Raw genomic sequence first — 17,990 nt, forward strand, 5'->3', positions numbered from 1 at the left:
GACGAATCATATTCTTATTCATATGCCGGCCATCCCGTTGTTTGTTCCAGCTTATAGCCCTTGCTTTTGTAATCATCCATCTGGGTTTTGCCCACAGGCGACAGATAAGGATTCACTCCTGTTTGATCCAGGAAAGGCAAACGGCCATTGGTATTCACATCCCGGTAAAACCCGTTCATTAACGCCCCATTACTTCCGTTATACACAACAGGGCTGCCGCCCTCAAGCGGCACTACAGCAATCAGCCCTACCTTAGCGGCAACCAGTTCTTTCGGCAATTCCGTGATAAAATTCACCCAGCCGCCCGACAGCAGGTCCGGTTTATTATCAGTATCCATATACTCCAGCTTTTTCCATCGCCTCAGGTCCTGATAGCGGGAATATTCGAAAACAAATTCCATCCTCCGCTCCCGCCTGATCTCCCATAATAATGCCGGCACCGAGGGGTCACGTGATGGATCTTCAGGAAGCTTGGCCAGGGTTAGCGGAGCCGTCTGGCTTACTCCCTTTGCAGTAGCCTCCGGCGCCAGCGGCCGTTTCCGGATCTTGTTGATGGAAACCTCAATATCCGCCTGTGTAGCCATACCCAGTTCGGCCTTGGCCTCGATCCAGTTCAACAACACTTCAGCATACCGGAACACCGGGTAGGCGGTCTGGTTTTTATTGGATGTGAATTCAACAGGAATCGTACTGCCGGCATCCACTATGGCCGCGGCACTACGGGGCAGAAACTTATTGATGTACCAGTATGACGCCCGGTTCCTTACGTTGGGTTTATCATAAAAGGTAGCTTCCAGTCGCGAATCCCTTGTTTTGATCATACTTGATAACGAGAAGTCATCAGCATGGGCGATGTCAGATTCCTGATAGGTGCTTCCATCCACACAAATAAACGACTTGATCAGATCTGTAGAGGGCCCAAAAGCAACGGACTCCGAAAGATTATTATTGGTTGCGATTGAATGTGTAACACCTACAGCCGGGTCGTACTGCCGGTAGAGGATCACGTCTTTATTTCCGGATAGCGAATTGGATGTAAACAACGACCGGAAATCAGTCACTATATCATACTTACCGCTATTGATCACCAGGTCTGCCGACTCCTGTGCCAACCTGAAAAACTTACCGGACCGGGCCAGATCATTATAATAATATTTTTGCCAGGAGGCTTCGGAAAGTGCGATACGGGAAGCAAAAGCTGCTACAATATATTGGTTTACCTGTTGGTCGCCATCGGTTTTTCTTACATTGCTCATCGCAAATCTCAGGTCCTCATATACTGAATCCATTACCTGGTTGCGGGAGGTACGGGGCTTATACAGATCAGCCAGATCCGTTTCTACCGGCACATAGCCAAAATATGGAACATCTCCGTATTCGGAAACCAGGTCGGCATACTCCATGGCTCTGAAAAAACGACCGATACCGGTCCAGTGGTTATAGGCCTCCTCCGACAAAACATTCTTCATACGGTTCTTTATCCGGTCCAGCATGATGTTGATCGAGCGAAGGGTTGTCATACTCCAGATCCCGCTGTTGGGTACCGCCCGCGAAAAATTGCTCTGGTTGCCCATGAGGAACACATCATCACTAAATCTAAAACCAAGCAAAGCGGCCCCTGCTTCAGCACTGAACTGCGTGCCATATCCCACAAAATAACCCGAATAAAATTTGTTTGCATACAACCTTAGATTATCTTCAGAACTCCAGGCCGTTTCATCGGGCAGACTGGTTAATGGGGGTCTGTCTAAAAATTTTTTACAGCCGGTAGTGGCAGCAATTAAAACTATGCATATAAAAGTATACTTCAGTTTCATTTTCTTTGTTTTATAGCGAAATATAAAAAAGCATTATAATCCTATATTTATCCCTATTGATGCGATCTTGAATGTGGGGTTTGAGGCACCGGTGCGGCCCAGGTTGTAGTTGCCATCGGAGCGCAACATCGAATAGCCAGAGATCGCTTCCGGATCAATGGGCAACCCTCTCAGCTTGTCAAATGTTATAAAATTCTCCAGCGACACATACAAGCGTGCCTGTTTCAGTTTTGCCCGCTTCAGCAGGTTTTCCGCTACACTATATCCCAACGTAATGTTCTTTACCCTGAAATAGGCCATATTGAGCAGGTAACGCGTTTGTGGCACCATTACAAAACCGGAGTTTGAGCCGCCCATATCCCAGGCACGGGGATAAAAAGCATCCGTACGATCCGGTCGCCAGTAGTCGGCCGCTATAGCCTGCGGCATGGCGCCTTCTTTGGCAAAAAAACCAGGAATAGCCAGCTGGCCGGATCCCCATATGCTTCTTTTGCCAACCCCCTGTCCCATCACAGAAAAATCAAATGATTTATAGTCGAGCGCAATACGGAAGCCATATTCATACCGGGGCATCATATTCCCGATCACCACCCGGTCACCCGGATCGCCGAACGTTCCTTTTCCTGGTGTGATATAGCCATCCCCATTTACATCCACAAACTTTATATCACCCGGGCTGACAAGCAATATCTGGTTGCCATCCTCAAAGAAGGTCTGGTATACAGGGTTATTACCAGCTAACTTATTGGTGCGCTTGGCCGTTCCCTCCCAGATAATGGTTTCCTGTACAAATTTGCCATTGTCATCATATACAAAATCCTCTTTTTGATACAACCGGTCTGTTACGTATCCATAAATATCTCCATACCGCTTGCCGGTTGTAAATGTATTGTCGACCTTGCGGTCTCCCCAGGGTGTATTCCAGTCGGGAGCTTTGGTGATCATCGTAATGGCGTCAGACAGGTTGGCTGTAATATTCAACCCGAGGCCACTCTCAAACCGGTGATTAAAGTCAAAGGCGACCTCCCATCCGTTGGTTCTTAAATTCCCATAGTTGCCCAGAGGGGCAGCGGCGCCAAAGGTTGCGGGCATTGATTCACCGCTGATAATCATGTTTTCTGTTTCCCTGCTGTACCAGTCAAACACAATACCGAACTTGTTCTTAAAAAACCGGAGATCAGCTCCCAGATCAATCGTCCGGATATTCTGCCATGTTATACCCTGGGAAACCGGCCCCGGCGTACTTAGCTGAACAAACTGCTTGCCGGCACTGGTGAGCCAGGAGTTTTTGGATATATCCATTGTAGACATGTAGAGCGTGTTAGGTACCGACTGATCGCCGATAGCACCCCAGGAGCCACGGAACTTTGCAAAACTGAGGACGGGTTCAAATCCTTTCATAAATTCTTCATCACTGATGACCCAACCCGCTGAAAAGGACGGATACCATTTCCAGCGCAGGTCAGCAGGAAACTTGGAAGTAGCATCGTAGCGAAGATTGCCCTCAAGAAGGTATTTATTTTTGAATGCGTAATTCACCCTTCCGAAATAGCCCAGCAATGCATCCCAGTTGGCATCCCCACCGGTTGTTTCCGAACCTACTGCGAAGTCAAATTGCGGGTTATCACTATTGATCAGATCCGTCTTTCTGGACCAGTGGCTTTTCCACTTATTAGCCACGATATTGGTACCCAGGGTAAATTTAAAATCATGCTGAGCGTTTAATTTCAGATTGTATACGGAGTAGGCATTTACCGTATGGCGCTGTGCAGCCCATGTAGACTGGTATACATTACTCTGATCCTTGGTAACATAGTTCACCAGCGGGAACCGGTAGCCGGGTATGCCCGCTGAGTCGGTGACATTTCCGGCCGCATCCACATATACACGGTCTCCGTTTTCGTCCAGCCAGGGTACACCAGCGTACCAGGGTTCGCGTAAACTAAGGGTGGGCAGCGAAGAATTTAATGTTTCATTACGATAATCATAGGTATAGTCCGCAATGATCTGCCAGTTCTTTGTTACGTCGATGGTAGTTCCGAAACTCAGATTGGCATACTTATTACCAAGTGTGGCGGTGTTTGCATTTTTAGCATCCCAATAAGGATCCCGGATCTCTTCACCCAGCTCTTTCACCCCTGTCGGGAATAACAGGCTCCAGCGATACAGGTAAAGCCAGGGATCTGCTCCAAAACCGGAGGTATTGGTTGAATTCGGATACCGCTTGGCCCTGTCGGAATATAAAGCGCCGCCTCTTACAGTAATAAAATCGTTGACTTTTGTGGCTACTTTAAGATTGGCGGTATACCGCGTAAAATCGTCATGCTTGGCGGGCTTCATCATCCCCTCCTGACCGAGGTATCCAAAACCAATATTATAAGTAGTATTATTCGCTCTTCCGTTCAGCGAAATATTATGATTTTGCGTAAAACTGTATTTCTTGATCATTGTGCCAATGGGGTCATAGATCCGGTAACCGTATTTGTCTGTACCATTAAAATACCAATCGCGTCCATATACTACAGGATCCGTCGGCTTTACCGTATTTCCATACAGCCGCTGCCATTCGCGGGCTTTTTCCAGGCTCGCGCTGTCCAGGCGCCAGAATCCGCCGGCAGGCCCCGTTCCCTTCATATTCTTTTGCGCATCCAGGGTATATTGCAAGCCGTCGATTCCCGCCAGCTCCAGGTCTTTAAAAGGCATTTGCCACGACAGATTGGAGCTATAGGTAAGATCTGTCCCCTGTTTTCTTGTGCCCTGTTTCGTGGTGATCAGGATTACGCCGAATGCGGCTTTGGCTCCGTATATGGATGCGGATGCCGCATCTTTCAGTATTGTAACACTTTCCACATCATTGGGATTCAGGTCCTGTATGCTGGGCACTTCCACGTTGTCTACGAGAATCAACGGCTGGCTGGATCCCTGGACAGAACCGATAAAGCCACGGATGTTGATCAGCGGATCCGAGCCTACTTCACCACTGGGGATACGTATGGAAAGGCCGGGTACGACTCCCTGTAAGCCCCTGCCTACATCAGCTATCGGCCGGCTTTTTAAATTGTCCATATTAACATTGGTTACTGCTCCCGTAATATTTCCGCGGCGTTGTTTACCATAACCCACTACGATCACCTCATCCAGGGAATTTGTTCCCGGCTGCATCGTCACTTTAATCGAACGGGCTGTGTCTACCTGCAGCTCCTGATCCCGGTACCCCACATAACTGAACTGCAGTACCTGACCTTCGCCGGCCTGGATGGAAAAAAAACCTGCAATGTCTGTAAGCGTGGAAACACCTGTTCCTTTGACAACAATGGTCACCCCCGGCATGAGGTTACCTGACTCCGAAACCACGGTCCCGGATAGCTGCTGCTGCTGACCCCATAAGCTGTACGGCGCAGAAAGTGCAAGCACTACAATAAGCAGTACATAGGTTCGTAATCTTCTCATTATTTTCTGATATTTATTTTCTACAAAACAGTTATCCCTGCTGCTACATACGGCTGCAGCAACGGATCGTCCGGATCTAATTCTGTTATCAAATAGTCGATCTGTTTCAGTACACATACCTGCAGGGCCTCAAAAGAGTTCAGTTTTTCAGAGATGGCCAGGCATACCGTTTTGGCAGAAGCCGCCACCATGGCCTTTTTCAATTCCACCACCTCCCAATCGTTATCGGTGATCCCACGTTGCAGATCGATCGCATTGGTTCCCAAAAAGCAAAGGTCTGCGTTCACTTCGCGTATCTTTGATAAGGCGCTGGCACCTACGGTGATCCGGGCTACTTTGTTTACCTTGTCGCCCACCACCACCACATTGATATTGGGGTGCGTGATATAAACATTCAGTGCAGGTATACTTCCGGTTATAAAAGTTGCTTTTAACTGCGGCGGCAACTGTTTTGCCATCTCCAGGATGGTGGTCCCCCCGCTGGTCAGCACATACATGTTGTTCTGGATGAGCCGGATCGCTTTTTCTGCGATCCGTACTTTCTTCGACTGGGAGTACACATTGGATGAGTCGAACCGGACCTCATTAAATGCCAGTGATAATGCTCCGCCATGTACCTTGATCAATTTGCCTGCCTGGGATAGCTCCTGAAGATCCCTCCGGACGGTATCTTCCGATACGCCCATGTCGGTACACAAACTCGTGTTAACTACTTTATTATGCAGATCCAGTTTATGCAGTATATAAGCCTGTCGTTCTTTCTTTAGCAAGTCAATCAGTTTTAAAGTTTGCTTAAAGATAGGATCAAATTTGCAAAAAACCGCATTTTTTTATTTAAACCTGCAAAATAACACCAATTTAAGTTGCAAAAAGATGCAAATTATTCGCATTTTTCAGGCAGGAATCCCCGCCCCGGGCTTTTTATGTAGCAGGGTTTTGCCTATCTTGCCCGGCTCTATATCGAATCATAATGGCAGCGCAACGTACCACCGCAATTCTTATATCGCCCCACAAAGCCGGGGAAAAACAGGGGCTTTTACAGGTATTATCGATCGATAAAAACAGTAAACCTCCGGCATATGAAACCCTGCCACTGGATTCCAGGTCCCTACTCGGGAACTTCGGGCGGCTGCCCGATCCGCTGTTAAAGGCATTAACCGCTTTCAGCGAAACACATTTATCAAAAACGCTTGCTGCTGTCAAACAGTACTTTGAAGTACAGAAAGGAACCCTTTCTTACCGGGAATTTCAGGAGAAAGAACTGATCAAACATCATTACGACCTGCTCCGTGCTGTTAAGCCGCATTTCAATACCATTAAATGGTACCACAGCCGCAGGGGCCCGAATGACCGTTGGCTTACGGCTCCCTGCGCGCTCAGTACCTACCGTCCTTCACTGCAGTTTGAGGTGCAACAATCCGGTGAGGGGTATTGTCTCGAAGGATTTGCTGAAATAAACGGTGCCTGTTATTCACTCAGGGAACTGGAACGCCATTACTTTTTTTTGCGGAAGGATCAGGAATACTTCCTGCTTTCCCTTGCCGATCATCATACCCTGGAGGAACTCTCCAAAACAAATGGTCTGCAACCCGGTAATGAAGCACATGTAAAAACGCAGCTGTTGCTGCTGGAAGAAAAATATCCGGTAAAACAGGATTTGCTCCGGAGCAGCCAGACCATAACCGCGGAACCCGTGCCTGGCGTGCTGCTCAGTGAACTCAGTAATACCTTCCTTATGCTGACACCTCAATGGTCCTATGACGGATATACGGTTGAAAATCCCTGGGAACAGGAAACCGCGATCCTGCAAAACGGGGAACGCATCATTATCCGGCGCAACCGGGAAAAAGAGAATGAACTCATTCTATTACTGGAATCATTTCATCCGCGTTTCCCCGATCAGCACAAAGGATACTACTACCTGTCTTTTTCCGATGCACAGAAACGGCAATGGTTCCCGAAGACCTACCACCAGTTGCTGTTATCCGGTGTGGAATTAAAGGGTATGGACCTGTTACAGCATTTCAGGTACTCATCGCACCTGCCGGAAACAGAAATGGAATTGATACGCGAAAGCGGTCAGCAATTGATCTATCATTTCTCGGTGCGCTTCGGCAAGGAAAAGATCGCGCTTTCCGAACTTCAAAAACTTCTGTGGGCCGGTCAGAACGCCGTACTCCTAAAAGACGGAACGCTGGGGCTTCTGAATGAAGAATGGATGGAACGGTATGCGACATCGGTAAAGCATGCCAAAGTGAACAAACAGGAACTTGCCGTTCCGCGCTGGCTTGGCTTTTCGCTGCAGGAGGCCGGTGATACGGATACTGCCTTTTCCGATACCAATACCCGAGAATGGTGGCAACACTGGCAGCAGTGGCAGAAAGAAACCATAGTGTATCCCTTGCCCCGTCTGTTACAGGCATCACTCCGGCCCTATCAGCAAAAAGGATATGAATGGATGTGCCTTATGGCAGATGCAGGCGCCGGCGGATGTCTGGCCGATGATATGGGATTGGGAAAAACCCTTCAGGCGATCGCCTTTCTTGCAAGGGCCATCGAAAAGCAACCTGGTATGCAAAGTCTTGTGATATGCCCGGCTTCACTTGTCTATAACTGGGAACAGGAATTAAAAAAGTTTGCCCCCGCATTGTCCGTAACGGTCTATCACGGCCCGCGAAAGGATGCAACGGTGATCGGCGATCTGCAGCAACAGGTGATCATCTCCAGTTATGGCACCCTGCGCAGTGAAGAAGAGAAATTCAATGCACAATCCTATCTGACCGTGTTTATTGATGAAAGTCATAACATAAAAAATCCGGCTGCAAAAATCACAAGAGCAGCAGGAAACATCCGATCGGTCTATTGCTTTGCGCTTAGCGGAACCCCCGTTGTCAATAATACCTTCGACCTGTATGCACAATTAAATACGGCGCTGCCCGGTTTGCTGGGTACACGGGAATTTTTTAAACGGGAGTATGCAGACGCCATCGACCGCTACGGCGATGACATCAAAAAACAGCGGCTGCAAAAACTCATAGCCCCTTTTATCCTGCGCAGGACAAAGGAACAGGTAGCAACAGACCTGCCCGAAAAAACCGAGATCACCCTCTGGTGTGAGATGGGCGAGCAACAACGCGAGCTGTATAATGAAGTAAAAGAACAGATCCGCAGCAGCCTCTTCCTGGATATTGAAAAAAATGGAATGGCCAAAGCAAAACTGGGTGTATTGCAGGGCATTCTAAAGCTCCGCCAGCTTTGTAACGCCCCCCGGCTATTGGCGGAGAACCGGAACCGGGGCGGAGACGCTGTAAAAATGGAGCGGCTTTTTGAAGAACTGGAACAGGTGCTTCCACGACACAAGGTGCTGGTCTTTTCCCAATTCACCGGTATGCTGAACCTGATTGCACAGGTCTGTGATCAAAAAGACATTGCTTATTATCATTTTGACGGACAAACCCCGGCAGCCCGGCGTATGGAAATGGTAACGGCCTTCCAGGACAAGAACAACCCGGTAGGTTTGTTCCTGATCAGCCTCAAGGCCGGTAATGCAGGTATTACATTGACCGCTGCCGACTATGTATTCCTGTTTGACCCCTGGTGGAATGAAGCCGTGCAGCAGCAGGCGATCGACCGTACCCATCGCATCGGCCAGACCAAAAATGTATTTGCCTATAAACTGATCTGCAAGGATACGATTGAAGAAAAGATCACCTTATTACAGCAGCGCAAAAAACAACTCTCGGCGGATCTGATCGGCACCGATGAAGGCTTTATCCGGAACCTTGAAAAAGAAGATTTGGAATGGCTGTTTGAGTAAAGACGAAATCAGAAGATCCTTCCCTAAAAATAAATTGGGCCACCTTGTTATTTTGATTACTTTTATAAGGAATAAAGAGCCTACCAATAGCCTGCTACAATATAATTAATCCATCATTCCAGTCAGACTATGTACATAGGTTAATAACCCCAAATAGTTTTAAATTATACTGTTTACTCAACCATCTAAATAACAAAGCCATGAAAAGAAAACTGCTCAGCTTATCACTTGCGTTTCTCTTATTTCAGCTGCACGCCTATCCCCAAACAGACTATTGCGACGGTGTCTCTGTTGATGTTTATGCTCCCGACCCTCAATTAGGTATGTACAACTATTTTGGCGCAAAGGTAATCCTCGCTTCACCCTCCTGTGATGGCGACGTTACCGTAACCGGTTACATCAGAGAAGATGGAGGGACCAGCACCCCTAATGCACCATTCACTGTTGTTGTTCCAAAAGGAGATACAGAAGCTTATAGTGGATTTATTTTCCAAACGGGCCCGGCTTCATCGGGAATTGTCGTTGTAACCGACATCACCCCCTGCCCCTATTCTCCCTGCTTTGCCAGTTTTAGGAGTATCGATAATTACTATTGGTCATATCAAAAAATGATGCGCTTCTTTTGGACATAATTACAGTCAGATATAATTCATTAGAAAAACAGAACTCATTAAAAAGCTGCTTGAAATGCGGCTTTTTAATTAAGATACATTTATTATAAAGTCATATGCATTATCAATAATGTGTCCTGCAGTTCACTTAACATACAGAAGCGATACACGCGGATTTCGGATATCCGTTGTAGGCAGACCAGCATATCCTCTAGCATAAACGGTAAACACCCGTTGATTCGCCACGGTAGAGGCAGCACTTGCTGTGTATGCAGAACCCAATGTAATCGTACTATCTTTCATCCTTATTGTCCATCCCGTGGTTTGTATTTGGCCAGCCTGTAACCTAAATGTATCCGATGCCTGTTTAAATTCAATGCCTGAAACCAGTTTATTGGGGCCATAATAAAGGTCCAGCGGGCCCGCATTAGGGATCAAATTCACAAACTTATATATAACCCATCCGGAATCTGGCTTTTGCGACAGGTCTGTTGTCATCACATGGGTTGTGTTATTGATAGAGCCATCCTTCAGCGTATCTGTTACATGAACAGTCTGGTATTCATTGGGCTTAAGATCCAATGAAGTTGAATAGAGCACTACAGAATCTCTGCCGGTGCCTTTATAAGGAATAACCAAGCTGAATTTGTTCTGACCTGGATTTACAGAAAGATAATCACCATAGCTATTGCCTCCGGTATTCAATCCGCCACCCGGATAGGGCGTTGTGTAAGTAACAAGACTGCTTACTATCTGATCATTAATTTTTATCAGTACCCCCGGGTTATTTCTGTAAGGACAGGCATAGTTCACTTTCAGTAAGGCTTTTCCGTCTACGGAATCATAAGGTGATGTTCTAAGTACGTTTTTCTTACAGGCCATCATCAGTGCAACTGTGAGGCAAATAGTCATTATTAGTGGTTTAAAATGCTTCATCATATGCTATAATTTTTTTAAATCAAATAATTAAGGCTCGGAAAACCACATTTTTTTCACATGCCAATCCGTTTGCAAAATCCCCAACCTGGTAATCTCGTCCAGATTATAGGTATTTTCAGAGGTATAATGCGGACGAACCCGTTGTGCAAACTTTCCTTCGTTATTTCCCGCAAGCGGGATTGTGCCTCCATACAACCCTTTATAAATCGACATAAAGTTTCCAAATGCAGCCTCATCCGCAGGATCATAAAAATCATTACGTCGAAAATCCACCCAGGTTTCCACAAATCCCCACCCCCAAAGGGCAATATACTTCTGAAGCATGATGTCAGATAGTGTAAGGGTCGCGGGTGATTGTTTTACATTCTTTCCATCCATATAAGCGGTAATTGCATCCTGCTGGATCGGATTAATATTATAAAGACTAAAAGAACCGCGCACCCGAGAGTAATCCCTGTTAATAAAATCAAAATGTAGACGGATTCCATTCCGATAAGCTGTATGTGCAAGGCCCAAATCACCCTTCCTAAATGCTGCTTCTGCTTTAATAAACTGGATTTCCGCAGCAGTCATAATCGGAAAGGCGGATTTATTTTTGAACAAATATTTGCCCTGGCTTCCAAAGGCTGCTCTGCTTGGATTGACATAGAGACTATCGCCAAATGCAATGGAGACCTTCTTGCGGGCATTATTATAGTTGGTCAACTTAGGATCAGAAGTAGGCGGCTGACCATTTTCATAATACTCTTCAGGCGGGTTGAGTGCTGAAAACGGATCTCCTGCGCCAGGATCAACTCCGCGGTAACCGCCGTTACCATTCGTAGTATCATGCGAGCAGGTCAACATATGGGCCAAACGCGGGTCTCTGTTTACTTTATGACTGACAGTAGAGTCACAAAGAATGGTACCATCCAGCAGATGTACAATAAAATTACTTTGTCTGAGTGCCGGCATATTATCCCGGTAAGGGCCGAAATAATTAGAATTATCATTAAAAGTTGCATCAAAAGGTACACAATAGTCATCTGCTACTACTGTTAACGCGCTATCGCAATAACTGATCACGGAATCCGCATTGTAAAATGACTTTTTCGAAAGATGATTGTGATTGCGGGCCAAGATACCAAAAACAAAACGTTTCCATTTCTGTATATCGCCGCCATACACCAGATCTCCTTTGGCAAGCGTATTTGTGGGATCGCCGTCTGCCGCTCTTAAATAAACCAGTGCTGCTTTGCACATGGAATCTACTACACGATAAATGGTTTCCTGGGTTTCATACCTGAATTTATAAGTGTCAGGTCTGTAAGCTTCATAAAAAGGCAAATCAGAAAAATAATCGGTACCGTACTGATAGCTCCATGCTTTTAAGGCCAGGGCTGCTCCTATGTAATCATTCTGATTGTTCTTCGCAGAACTTTCTAAAAGATATTCCATGTTCAATCCGAACGCATTGTAGATCATCCCCCAGGCGGAAGCCATAGTACCTCCCGAAAATACGTATCCCTGAAGATCATAGGTATTATTATTGGATACCGCATTCGTTAACCAGTTTTGGGTATACTTCGCTACATATAAACCGCCATCCGATTGTAATGAGGTAGCCATAGAGGCCTGAATCTGCGGCAATACAGAACCACCGGAAGGCTGTTGCGGGGTATCTGGATCGGAGTTAACATCCAGCCATTTTTTACATCCTGCAAAAGCCATCAGTATAACAATGATTAATATTATTGAACTATTTTTCATATTACAGTCGATTTTAAATTACAGGGTGAGTTTTAAACCAAAATTATAAGTCCGTGGATTAGGTATAGCGCCAAAATCAAATCCCGCACCGCCATAGCCTCGTGCATTTGAAGAGTTGAGTGCGTTCGTGTTGGGATCCATACCTGTATAGTTGGTAATCATGAATACATCTGTTACGGTGGCAAACACCGACGCTGACTTAAACACCCGTTGTGCATTGATGATTTTAGAGCCCAATCTATAACTTAATGTGATATCGCGCATGCGCAGCCAGTTTACTTCTTCCACATAATCCGCTTCCGCAAAAACACCATTATAATATCCGGATCGGAAGTATGGTGTGATCGCTATCGTATTTACTGTAGGATTATCTGTTTCTTCTAATCCATCTTTTAAAACACCTTGTATCACACGCGGCGTTTCACGATCCAACGTCCGTGTGCTGATTCCCATAATGGTCATAAACATTTCGTTAGCATTAAACACATCTCCTCCTTTTCTGATATCAAGGTTGAACGAGAGGGAAACGTTTTTGTATCCAATATTATTAACAATCCCCAGCTTAAAATCCGGCTGACGATCGCCTATCTGATCCCAGTTTGCAAGCGATGTTGTAGGAAGACCGGTTGACGGATTAATCAGTAATTGTCCTTTGCTGTTTCGTTCAAAAGTGTTTCCCGATATAGAAGCCAGCGATTGCCCGGCAGCCACCTGAGAACGGGAATTCCCGAACACCCAGGTATCGGAATCATAATAAAAAGGTAATCCACCCGGCAGTGTTTTGACAATAGAACGGGATTTGTCAAAATTCACTATCATTTCCCAATCAAAGTCCCTGCTTTTTACGGGCTTACCAATTAGCTGGATCTCCCAGCCCCTCGCCTGAAGTGTTCCTCCATTTACATACTTCAAGATAGCACCGGTTGCATAGCTAATTCTTGTTGCATAAATATTATCCTTAACCCTTGTTTGAAACCAAGCCACATCCAGACTCAGTCTGTTGTTAAGAAATTTCATTTCACCTCCAATCTCCATGTTCTTTGAAATCTCAGGTTTTAAATTATAGTTATTTGCATAAAAACCGAATGCAAAGCCGCCGCCGGTAGAAGTCACACTTCGGAAAAGATTATCTATTACATAAGGCAGGATTGGGCCTTTACCAGAGGTTGCATAGGAAAAACGCAGCTTACCATAGCTCAGCCAGGTTTTGGCCCGTTTCATAAAATCCAGGTCGGAAAAAACAAAACTACCCGATGCCGATCCATAGTTAAAAAAGGGTTGGTTCTCCCTGAACTTCGACATAAAGGTAGAAACCCCTTCGCGGGTACCTGTCAGACTCAGAAAGGCAATATTTCTATAGCCCAGCAAATAGCTACCATAAAACCGTGCTTTTCGAGTTTGCGTTTGAGCCAAAGTTGCAAGTCGCGAAGTGGGGTCTGTATTCATGATAGAAATAAAATCCGGCTCATAAAACCGCTCACCCCGCTGTGAGTTAAGCCAGCCTTTGTTATTCTCAAAATAAGTTCCGACATTCAGATCACTTGTAAAGTTCTTTGCAATGACGGTGCTATATGTTAACCGGCCGGTTCCGGTAATATTGGTATAAACGCGCTGGTAAGTAGATAAATATCCACCCACAGAAAAATACTCTTTTGATTCAGGATGATATACAAGGTATCCCAGCGAATTAGCGTTGTTTACTCCAAAAATACCGGAGGCCGTCAACCCTTTTGCCAGCTTTACATCCAGATTTAATTGCCCGTTAAAATTATTGGTAAGATCATTTGAACTATTCTTATTTACATCCCAGTATGGATTATTGATTTCGCTACCATTACCAGCAGAACGTAATAACTTACGGGTACCATTGGGATTCAGATAATCTGTAGCATCGATATCACGAGGATACAACATCAGGTTGAGATAGTAAGAACCCATGCCTTTTGTCACTTTATCATTGTCCTGATTGGTGTAAAAAACTTTTGCTCTTAAACTAACATTCTTATGAAGTTCCGCTGACGCATCTAAATTAAACGTGTATCGCCTAAGTCCTGAGTTCGGTACAACACCTTTACTATCGAAATATCCTGCTGAAAGCCGGTAGTTTAACTGATTCGTCCCCGAGGTCATCGACAAGTTATGATTCTGGTTTACGCCGGTCTGAAAAAAATTACGCATATTGTCGTAAAACTTTGTCCCTTCCGGATAACGGGGACCAAAGAACCGGTAACCATACGTGGTGTTGTATGAGTCCGGATTAAACACACCATCCGAACCACGAGTATATACTTCCTGCAATTGCGGATAACGATATACCTTTGAAAGCCCCATTGATGCATTATAAGTGATGGTAGCCCTGCCGGCTTTTCCTTTTTTGGTGGTAATTACTATAGCACCGCTTGCTCCGTCCGATCCGTATTGTGCTGTTGCTTCTGGCCCTTTCAATACCACTACGCTTTCAATATCATTCGGATTAATGTCGGCAATCCGGTTGGAGTAATCACTGTTTCGATTTGCCAATGCCGCTCCTGAAGATTGTGCCAGATCTTCCTGGTTCAGCGCCCCATCGTTCAGCGGTAATCCGTCTACAATAAATAGCGGAGCATTATTACCACCAATGGATGTACCAGAGCGCAGCATGATCTGCGCGCTTGAGCCGGGCAGACCGGATGTTGAAGTCACCTGCAGACCAGGAATGCGGCCAGCAAGAGCGTTTAAAAAATTGTCTCTTCGCGTATCAGCCAATTCTTCGCCTGAAACACTGGGCGCCTGATACGGCAGGGAGCGTTTGCTTCTGCTCTGACCATAACCCGTTACTATAATATCATCCATATTACTGTTATCGGGGGCCATTTTTACTGCAATCACTGTTTGGGCACCTACAGTCACTGTTTGGGCAGTATAACCCACAAATGTAAAGACCAGCTGATCTCCTTTTACAGCTTTTATAGAGAAGTTCCCTGAGGTATTAGTTACAGTTGCACCTTTGGAAGTTTCATTATTAACCGTAACACCCATCATGACTGCTCCGTCATCTTGGGAAACGACAGTGCCTGAAACTGTTTGCCCGAAAGCATGTATTGAAATGAATAGGCCGGCAGTAAAGACAACTACCGCAGCTAGCAATTTTCTCATCATAAGATTTTGTTTTACGTTATCACAGAACAGTTATTTTGGCATCCGCATAAGGTTGCAACAACTAGTCAGCACGCTTCTCTCTACACTTATTAAAATGGAATTCACTACAGTCTTTTGTTACTCCCAAAGAAGGAGCAGGTTCATTTTTCTCATCATCCAGTCAACTCTAGTGTTAAAAATATGCAAATTCTTTTAAAAAAAGCTGCAAAAACAAAAAAAAACATGCAGAAAATACGGCATAAACCTGCCAATCCCGCAGCAACTAAAAGCATTTAACGGCATTTTTTTCTGCCCGGCCTCTAATCGCAATCTCTAACACCCTCCTAATAAAACAGTTATATAAAATTGCAGTCTGGTTATCCCTTATAGCTATAAAAAATGCGGATAAGGTCTTATCCGCATTTTTTATCCTGATAGAAGAAGGATGGCAAAACTTCACATTATTCCTTTCACCAAGGGCTGTCCGTCTGCTGCTATTTCAGGTATCCGTAATACTCATCATCTGTGGCGCAATCCCACCAAACCGGCATGCTCCATATATTGGGATCTGCGGCATGACGGTTCATAGCAAGTGCATTTGCCGAGTTGTAGTTGAGCTCAAGGGTTCCCGGCAACATCCACCGGCGCTGCCAGTACCGGGGATCTGTTTTGGAACCACCGGTGTATAAAGCAGTACCCGCAAATAAAGGGCCTCTGTCGTACCCGGGATACACCACACCAAAGCCGCCTACATTTCCTGTGCTGAAATTGAACCGGCGCATATCATTCCAGTTCTCCACACTGCAACCCATAGCAATATATTTTTGCAACATAATATCCGCCATTGTCAAGGTCCCTGCACTCTGGCTAACGGCAGCACTCTGAAGATACGCATCAATCGCATTTTGATCCATCGGCCACATATCGGGATTATTATCATATCCGCCGGCCTTCCATTCAGTCAGCTTGGCCTGCATCATATTCAGATGTGCCCGGATCCCTTCTTTATAGGCGATCTGCGCATTGGCCTGATCCCCTTTCCACATATAAGTTTCAGCTTTAATAAAGCACATCTCATGATAGGTCAATATCTCCTGATCAGAAACAGGGCGGATCTGGAACGACCCTGTAGAGCCCACCACACCCGCAGCATTGGCATCTGCCGACGGGTACCAGTTAAGGTCCTTTTCGCTTAACCCTCCCGTTGCGATGGAAAAACTGCGCAGGTTTACATAATCGGTATCTCCTGCATACAGGTAGTTCGTGCTATTGATATAGATGGAGCCGGCAGGATAAGTAACGGTCACATCATTTCCATTAACGGTATACGCACGCCCCGCCTGCACCTGGGCAGCGATAAAATCGGCACGTTCTGACGCTTTTTCGATGGCATATTTTATATCGGTTGTATCGGTAGCATAGCTTACTGTTACAATCGAGGCAGGACCTCCTTTTTTTAACCGGTCAGACGGTCCATAAGAGTCGACGCCTATAGAGCGGTTCCAGGTATAAGACGTCGCTTTACCATTTTTATCCAGTTTTACATTTGCCATGGAAGCCGGAACGATTTTGGTCATCCGCGGATCTGTGATCCCCTCGTTGCGCATATTGGTAAGCAGGTTGTAATAGTAGTGTGTGATCCGTTGATTACTGCCGTATCCCGCATAATCCCAGTTACCGTTTGTTACAACAGGATCCCCTAACAGGTAATCGAGCTCCGTGCTGTTATTGTAACACGGTTGTACTATATTGTCTGCATTCGACTGAGGCCCTTTAGACAAACAATATAAAATAGAATCCGGATTGAAGAGGTTCGCTTTCTTCGAGAGCTTCAGCATATAGCGGGCCTTTAATCCATAGCACAGCTTTATCCACTTACCGGCATCGCCGCCGTTCCACATATCGCCCGAAGAAAAGGAAGGAGCTCCCGCCTCCTGTGCCCGGCTGAACAGGCTGATCGCTTCATTCAACTTGGTCATACAGCCATTGTAAATCGTTTTGCCGTCATCATAGGCCGGACTTGGAACCGCCACCCCGGATATTGCATGGGTTTGTGTATAAGGCATTTCGCCATAAACATCCAGCATCTGCATAAAACCCAACGCCGAAAAAACATTGGCCGCAGCCATATAATGATAAGCTCCTTTTTTCTCGGCAGCAATATACATATCGTGTATATTGGAAGACACTTCCACAAACCAGGTCTGGTAGGGTGTTACATTACCTGACGATGCGGTCCAGGTAGTACTTAAGGTATTGGCCGATGCAGTGGTGCTGTAATAAACGCCAGCCTGACAAGCCGTGCGGAAATTGGTCACTCCTGCCGTATAAGTATAAAAATGCTGGATCCAGGGCAGCCGGTTCTGAACAGAGATGTTGGCACTGTTCGGATTGTCCGGATCTGTATTTACATCCAGCCATTTTTTACAGGAAGTGGAACCTGCTATGAGTATGCAGCCTAATATGATATATTTTAAATTTTTCATGATC

The 17,990-nt window shown here is 45.8% G+C and carries 9 protein-coding genes; 2 read left to right on the top strand and 7 right to left on the bottom strand.

Annotated features, from left to right (window positions below; translation table 11 throughout):
- Positions 1-14: 14 nt before the first annotated feature.
- The 3 genes from K7B07_RS04675 to K7B07_RS04685 are packed head-to-tail and all read right to left on the bottom strand — an operon-like array spanning position 15 to position 6,037.
- Positions 15-1,817 (bottom strand): RagB/SusD family nutrient uptake outer membrane protein, encoded by a 1,803-nt coding sequence (locus tag K7B07_RS04675; RefSeq protein ID WP_223707872.1) that lies wholly within the window; start codon positions 1,815-1,817, stop codon positions 15-17.
- 33 nt (positions 1,818-1,850) lie between these two features.
- On the bottom strand, positions 1,851-5,267 hold the full coding sequence (locus K7B07_RS04680) for a SusC/RagA family TonB-linked outer membrane protein (protein ID WP_223707874.1): 3,417 nt from the start codon (positions 5,265-5,267) through the stop codon (positions 1,851-1,853).
- Positions 5,268-5,287: 20 nt separating this feature from the next.
- On the bottom strand, positions 5,288-6,037 hold the full coding sequence (locus K7B07_RS04685) for a DeoR/GlpR family DNA-binding transcription regulator (protein WP_223707875.1): 750 nt from the start codon (positions 6,035-6,037) through the stop codon (positions 5,288-5,290).
- Positions 6,038-6,237: 200 nt separating this feature from the next.
- Here K7B07_RS04685 and K7B07_RS04690 point away from each other — a divergent pair, with 200 nt between their 5' ends.
- Positions 6,238-9,084 (top strand): DEAD/DEAH box helicase, encoded by a 2,847-nt coding sequence (locus K7B07_RS04690; RefSeq protein WP_223707877.1) that lies wholly within the window; start codon positions 6,238-6,240, stop codon positions 9,082-9,084.
- Between the two features lie 200 nt (positions 9,085-9,284).
- On the top strand, positions 9,285-9,716 hold the full coding sequence (locus K7B07_RS04695) for a hypothetical protein (RefSeq protein WP_223707879.1): 432 nt from the start codon (positions 9,285-9,287) through the stop codon (positions 9,714-9,716).
- Positions 9,717-9,839: 123 nt separating this feature from the next.
- Here K7B07_RS04695 and K7B07_RS04700 read toward each other — a convergent pair whose 3' ends face one another.
- The 4 genes from K7B07_RS04700 to K7B07_RS04715 form a co-directional block, all read right to left on the bottom strand.
- Positions 9,840-10,607 (bottom strand): DUF4397 domain-containing protein, encoded by a 768-nt coding sequence (locus K7B07_RS04700; protein ID WP_223707880.1) that lies wholly within the window; start codon positions 10,605-10,607, stop codon positions 9,840-9,842.
- A gap of 54 nt (positions 10,608-10,661) precedes the next feature.
- On the bottom strand, positions 10,662-12,383 hold the full coding sequence (locus K7B07_RS04705; RefSeq protein WP_338041142.1) for a SusD/RagB family nutrient-binding outer membrane lipoprotein: 1,722 nt from the start codon (positions 12,381-12,383) through the stop codon (positions 10,662-10,664).
- 18 nt (positions 12,384-12,401) lie between these two features.
- The gene (locus tag K7B07_RS04710) at positions 12,402-15,521 is read right to left on the bottom strand and encodes a SusC/RagA family TonB-linked outer membrane protein (RefSeq protein ID WP_223707882.1); all 3,120 of its coding nucleotides are present in this window, start codon (positions 15,519-15,521) and stop codon (positions 12,402-12,404) included.
- 473 nt (positions 15,522-15,994) lie between these two features.
- Complete coding sequence (locus K7B07_RS04715; RefSeq protein WP_223707883.1) at positions 15,995-17,986, bottom strand: SusD/RagB family nutrient-binding outer membrane lipoprotein; 1,992 nt, start codon at positions 17,984-17,986, stop codon at positions 15,995-15,997.
- Positions 17,987-17,990 lie beyond the last annotated feature (4 nt).

The organism is Niabella beijingensis, assembly GCF_020034665.1.
In the GTDB taxonomy this organism is placed as follows: domain Bacteria; phylum Bacteroidota; class Bacteroidia; order Chitinophagales; family Chitinophagaceae; genus Niabella; species Niabella beijingensis.